The organism is Nocardia sp. NPDC004711, from assembly GCF_053601595.1.
Genome location: NZ_JBSGCB010000141.1, coordinates 1 through 5431 on the forward strand (window position 1 = coordinate 1; position 5431 = coordinate 5431).

Annotated in this window: 5 protein-coding genes and 3 pseudogenes; 4 read left to right on the forward strand and 4 right to left on the reverse strand. The window is 65.3% G+C overall.

Annotated features, from left to right (window positions below):
• From ACWEKS_RS48655 to ACWEKS_RS48665, 3 genes and pseudogenes are all read left to right on the forward strand, one after another.
• Positions 1-911: transposase (locus ACWEKS_RS48655; RefSeq protein WP_452346497.1), on the forward strand; the 911-nt coding region annotated here is incomplete at its 5' end.
• A gap of 522 nt (positions 912-1433) precedes the next feature.
• Positions 1434-2105 (forward strand): annotated as a pseudogene (locus tag ACWEKS_RS48660) (Mu transposase domain-containing protein); the annotation flags it as partial.
• Positions 2102-2296, forward strand: a pseudogene (locus ACWEKS_RS48665) (ATP-binding protein); the annotation flags it as partial. The pseudogenes ACWEKS_RS48660 and ACWEKS_RS48665, both read left to right, overlap by 4 nt.
• A 74-nt stretch (positions 2297-2370) precedes the next feature.
• Here ACWEKS_RS48665 and ACWEKS_RS48670 read toward each other — a convergent pair.
• Positions 2371-2529: pseudogene (locus ACWEKS_RS48670) on the reverse strand (hypothetical protein); the annotation flags it as partial.
• A complete protein-coding gene (locus ACWEKS_RS48675) occupies positions 2484-3209 on the reverse strand; it encodes an SDR family oxidoreductase (protein ID WP_452346498.1) in 726 nt (241 codons plus the stop codon). The pseudogene ACWEKS_RS48670 and the gene ACWEKS_RS48675, both read right to left, overlap by 46 nt.
• A 91-nt stretch (positions 3210-3300) precedes the next feature.
• On the opposite strand from ACWEKS_RS48675, the gene ACWEKS_RS48680 reads away from it, so the two are divergent.
• Positions 3301-3720: a MarR family winged helix-turn-helix transcriptional regulator gene (locus ACWEKS_RS48680; RefSeq protein WP_452346499.1), complete on the forward strand. Its 420-nt coding sequence runs from the start codon at positions 3301-3303 to the stop codon at positions 3718-3720.
• A 333-nt stretch (positions 3721-4053) separates the two neighbouring features.
• On the opposite strand, the gene ACWEKS_RS48685 is transcribed toward ACWEKS_RS48680, so the two are convergent.
• Positions 4054-4710 (reverse strand): IS630 family transposase, encoded by a 657-nt coding sequence (locus ACWEKS_RS48685; protein WP_452346500.1) that lies wholly within the window; start codon positions 4708-4710, stop codon positions 4054-4056.
• Complete coding sequence (locus tag ACWEKS_RS48690) at positions 4605-5213, reverse strand: helix-turn-helix domain-containing protein (protein WP_452346501.1); 609 nt, start codon at positions 5211-5213, stop codon at positions 4605-4607. Before ACWEKS_RS48690 ends, ACWEKS_RS48685 begins: the two co-directional genes overlap by 106 nt.
• Positions 5214-5431 lie beyond the last annotated feature (218 nt).

Below are 5431 nucleotides of genomic sequence, written 5' to 3' on the forward strand. Positions count from 1 at the left end.
GCGGTGAAAGCCGCACACCGGGTTCGGGCTGGGGGTCGCTGGAAAAGGAGCCGTCCCAACGGAAACCTCGCCAGCGGCCTACCAGTGCCCTCTGGAACGGGCTCGGGCGCGTGGTGGAGAAAGCTGTCGTCGCCCACAGCGTCTGCTGGGCCGGGCGCGGTCCCAAGCGGCCCCAGCTCACGCGCGAGCAGTCCACCATCGAGCGCTGGCATGCCATTCATGATCTGCTCGACCAGGGTGTCGGCCTGCTGGACTGCTCACGCCGACTGGGCTTGGCGCTCAACACCATCAAGCGATATGCCCGAGTGCCCGAGCCGGACCGGATGCGTCGCCCACCCCAGTATCGAGCCTGCCTGGTCGACCCCTACCGTGATCACCTGCGTGCTCGTCGTGCCGCCGATCCCGGGGCACCGGTTGTGCACCTGTTCGAGGAGCTGAAAGCACTCGGCTACACCGGCAGCCTGAACCTGCTCTACAAATACATCAACCAGGGCCGTCACATCAGCGACCGGATCGGGCCCTCGCCCAAACGACTCACCAGCTCGATCATGACCCGCCCGGCCGAGCTGCCCGCCGAGCGCCGCACCCATCTCGACGAGCTACTCGCCACCTGCCCCGAAATGACCGCTCTCGCCGGGCTCGTGCACGAGTTCGCCCACATCATGAGCAACCGCCGCGGCAGCGAGCTCGGCTGCTGGATGAAACAGGTCCGCGAGGCCGGACTGCCCGAACTCGAACCCTTCTTGACCGGTCTCGATCAGGACCATGACGCCGCCGTCGCCGGCCTCACCCTCCCCTACAGCAGCGGCCCGATCGAGGGCGTGAACACGATAAAAACCAAGCTGATCAAGCGGCAGATGTATGGCAGGGCCGGCTTCCAGCTACTCCGCCACCGAATCCTGTTGGCATAGTTCGTTATCCGCCACCACCGAAAGAGGGACAGAGCCGTTATCTGGACAGACCCGAAGCGTCGCCCAAACACGTCGTGCGTCAACCAGGTACACGATATCGGCCTTGTGGCCGAGGAATTCTAATTCGTAGCCGTCGTCGCAGTGCTGCCGTGGCGACGGATCTGCTCCCGGGTGATGTCGGATCGGGTGGCACGCAGCCCCGACGAAGCTGGGACGTTGCCAGTATTGCCAGACGGTCCGGCGAGCAGGAAGGAAAGGAGTACGCGAAGAACCGGCGTTCACGTCTCTCAAACGTAGATCGGCTCGAAACCTGGCGAATATGGGCCGAGCGCGGCGCACGCCCAACCAGGTTCGCGGTTGGGGAACTCCTGGGTCGGCTTCGACGCCCGGCCGGGAGACCACGGTGAAATGCTGCGGGGAGTCGTGGTATGCCGCAGGGACAGAGCCGGGCTCCTCCGTCGAGCGAGATGCAGTGAACACGGGAGCCATTCTGACTCAGCCATTTCCGGGCATCCAGCCCAGAGTGGCTGCTGCGCGGTCCCCGATCAACGACTGGAAACGGAGCGAGAGTTGTTGGCGCCGTTGCCGTCTCTGCGAATGGAGATCGGTGCAGCGACCATGAACCGCAAGGTCGACCGGCTCTCCTGCATCCGCTATGTGTCGGCCCGCTATTCGGTGCCGACCCGCCTGATCGCCGAGGTCGTGCAGATCGTGGTCGATCACGGCGCGCTGGTAGTGCTCGAGTCCGCGACCGGGGTGATCGTCGCCGAGCATGAACTCATCGCGCCTGGCGAGGCATCGATTCTCGATACCCACTACGACGGCCCCCGGCCCGCGCCCAATCGTGGTCCGCGTCCGAAAACCACTGTCGAGCATCAGTTCTGCGCTCTCGGCGAAGACGCCGAAGCGTTTCTGGTCGGAGCGGCGGCCCACGGCAACAGCCGCCTGGCGGGCGAGCTGGAGATCCTGCTCGCCCTCGCCGCCGCTCACGGCGAACCGGCTTTGATCGCCGCCCTGCGACGGGCAGTGGCATTCAAACGGTTCCGCGCCGCCGACGTCCGCTCGATCCTGGCCGCCGGCACCGGAACTCCGCAGCCCCGCCCAGCCGGAGACGCGCTGGTGCTGGATCTGCCCACCGCGCCGACTCGGTCGCTCGACGCCTACAAAATTACCCGCGACGGGAGCGGCGCATGACAACCACTCGATCGAAAACAGCTGCACCCAAACAAATCCCGGAACTGGCGGCCGATCTCGACGCCGGGCTGCGCCGGCTGAAACTGGCTGCCATCCGCCGCACCGCACCCGAAGTCCTCGCCACCGCTAAAACCCAGCGCTGGACCCCGGAAGAGGTGCTGCGCACCCTGCTCGACAAAGAGACCTTCGCGGTGAGCGTCCCTTCCCCTGTCGCATCGGCTCGCCGCTTCTGGAGGTAGGAGTAGACGGTTTCGCGGGAGACGCCGAATTCCTTGGCAAGCGCCGCTTTCGACTCACCCGCCGCTGCGCGCTCGCACAGCTGCGCGGCCTGCTCGTCGGTCCCCGATGGACAAACTGGATCGGTGACCGGCTCCGCTCTCAGAAAGCTCCACCACCTGCGTCGATGAGTTGGCCGGTCAGCCAGCCCGCGTCCTGGGAAGCCAGGAAGGCCACGATGCCGGCGATGTCGTCCGGTTCCCCGATCCGCCCCAACGGAATCGTCTGCGCGGTCTGCCGCAACGCTTCCGGGGTCACGGTGGCGGTGAGCGCCGTGGTGCTGGTCGGACCGGGCCGTACCGCGTTCACCGTCACCGAACGATGCCCCACCTCGCGAGCCAGCACCCGCACCAGAGCCTCACTCGCCGCCTTGCTCGCCGCATACACTCCCGATCCGGGGCGATGGGTGACAGTGACGCCGCTGGAAACCACCACGATCCGGCCGCCGTCGCGGACCCGTGTCGCTGCTGCGCGCAGCAGTTGGAACGTGGCGCGAGTGTTGGTGGCGAACATCGAGTCGAAGTCCTCGTCGGTCGTCGCCGCGATCGGCGCGAACCGCGCGATTCCCGCATTGGCGATCACCACGTCGAGTGTCCCGGCGGCGCGTTCGGCGTGATCCAACAGGGTTCGCAGCTGTTCGGGATCGGCGACGTCTCCCGCGATGGCAACCGCCCGCCCGCCCCGCTGGACGACCCGTTCCACCGTGTCCGCTGCAGCGGCTGCATCGGCGCGATAGTTGACCACCACCATCGTGTCCGGCGCAGCCAACCGAATCGCGATGGCCCGGCCGATGCCCCGAGAACCACCCGTAACCAGTACCGTGCGCATGCATATCTCCAATGGTCGACTATATAGTCTGTCGATATAGTGGACTAATATGGTCGATGGTGTCAACAGTCGGGTTGGTAAACTTCACGGCATGGAACTGGCCGAGTCGCTCGCGTCGATGGCCCGAGCAGTCGCCGCGCTTCGCACCGCGGTCGCCCGCCGCTTCGGGCTGACCGTGCAGCAGGCCGAGCTGCTGTGCCAGGTCGACCACGACAGTCCCTCGTTCGGGGAGTTGGCGAATCGGCTGGGATGCGACAAGACCAACGTCACCGGCATGGTCGACCGACTCGTGCAACGCGGCCTGCTCATCCGGAAACCAGACCCGGCCGATCGTCGGGTCACCAGGGCCGTGCTCACCGAGGACGGAATCGAGCTCGGGGCCAAAATCAGAGCTACGTTCTCAGCCGAAATCGAACGTCGTTGCCCGAACCTCTCCCCGGCCGACCGCGCCCACCTGGCCCGACTGGCCCATGGCATCGCCGCCACCCTCGCAGACAGCGAGGCACCCTGACACTCGTATCGGCCGACCTCCATCACACGTCAGTCGAATACGACGCCATCCCTACCGACCCGACGCTCTTCGTACAAACGACATCAGTCATCCGACAGCCCCCGATGTCGAAGGGTGTGCGGCGTGGATTCAGCGCTGTTTCGGGATGTTGCATGATCCAGCGGGGGCGACCCAACAGTGACTAGGCGGTCGGGCAGGGTCGAGCAGGAGGACTGCTGCAGTGACGTTATCGGCTGCTGCGTTCGTCATGTGTCACTGCTGTCGGTTGTCGCGTTGAGGTGTCGGTGGAGGATCGAGTCGAGGAGGTCGGGCGTTAACCTAATGCTGCGTTCCTTAAAGGTGAGAGATAAAACGGCGGCGCAGGATTCTCGGTTTCGGTGCGGGACGTCCCCAGATCCATGGTCGGGCGCGGGCGTTGAGTGCGGCGGTGGCTTGGCGGGTGGCGTGGTCGATCTCGGTTGCGTCGGCGAAAGTCTGGCCGGCGAGGGCTTCTCGCCGGAAGATCCGCCACCACGGCTCTTGCAGGTTGAGCCAGCACGCCCCGACGGGGATGAACGCGTGTTTGATCCGTGGATGGTCTTCGAGCCATTCGCGGGTGGATTTGCTGTTGTGGCTGGAGAGGTTGTCGGTGATCACGTAGATATCGCCGACGGGGTTGGCTTGTTCGACCAGTTCCAGGAAACGCTGAGAGTTGATGCTGTTGCGGGTGGAAGCGGTGAGCGTGACGGCGTGGCCGTCGCGGACGCGGATCGAGCCGTACACCCAGACCCTGTCCGGGCCGCGCGAATATTCCAGGGGTGCCTTGATCCGGTGACCGTCGACCGACCACCCCGGGGCGGGGCAGAAGGTACGAGGCGACACCGGGCCCAGCTCGTCGGCGCAGACTACCGTGGCACCTTCGGGTGGCTGCGTGTAGAGACCGACGATGTGGGTTCTTTTGGGACGAAGTAGGGATCCTTGCTCGTCGTCCACGACCGTGGCCGACGCCATCGAACACCCTCTGCGACAAGGATTCTGCGAACCTGACTAGGTCCTACGACGATGCCTTCGGCGCGCAGGACATCGGTCAGGGAATCCAGTGTCCAGCACGAGGCTGCCGCGTCTTTCTCGGCGTGCAGCCCACCGTCGGTTTGCCGCATCAGACGCCCTGGCGGCGTTGTGGCGACCAAGGCCACGATGCGGCTGCGCTCGGCTTCGGTCAGCCGCGGCTTGCGCCCTGACCCTGCCCGGTCTCCCAGCCCTTCCAGTCCGTGAGTGTTGAACCGGTGCAGTCGTTCTCGCACCGTCTGTGGATGACAGCCCAGCTCGCCCGCGATCTGCGCGGTCGACTTACCATCCCAACTCGCCGTGATCATCCGCGCCCGCCGGCTCCAATCCCCAGGCGCATGCCGAGCTGCGGCCAGCTTTCGAATCTTGCGCTCTTCCAACACATTCCGTGCCTCTCGCGCAACCAATACCTTCGGCAGAACCCACCTCGACCACGCCCGAACCACCAAGACCAGCAACAAGTTACACGATCATTGAGGAACGCAGCACTAGTAGGACTTTGTTAGGTCCGGCGTGTTGTGCTCGAGTGTCGCCGCGATTCTCGAGACGATGCCGGGCGTGGATCATGGTGAGCTGGCTCGGGTCGATGCGTTGCTGGACGCGTTTGTCGGTGAGGTGTTTTCGTCGCTGTCGCGCAAGGACCGCGTCGCCACTGCCGGGGTGT

Bases quoted from the DNA above. Each gene is read 5' to 3' on its own strand.
- ACWEKS_RS48675 (WP_452346498.1), bottom strand. From the start codon at position 3,209: ATGCGCACGGTACTGGTTACGGGTGGTTCTCGGGGCATCGGCCGGGCC.
- ACWEKS_RS48680 (WP_452346499.1), top strand. From the start codon at position 3,301: ATGGAACTGGCCGAGTCGCTCGCGTCGATGGCCCGAGCAGTCGCCGCG.
- ACWEKS_RS48685 (WP_452346500.1), bottom strand. From the start codon at position 4,710: ATGGCGTCGGCCACGGTCGTGGACGACGAGCAAGGATCCCTACTTCGT.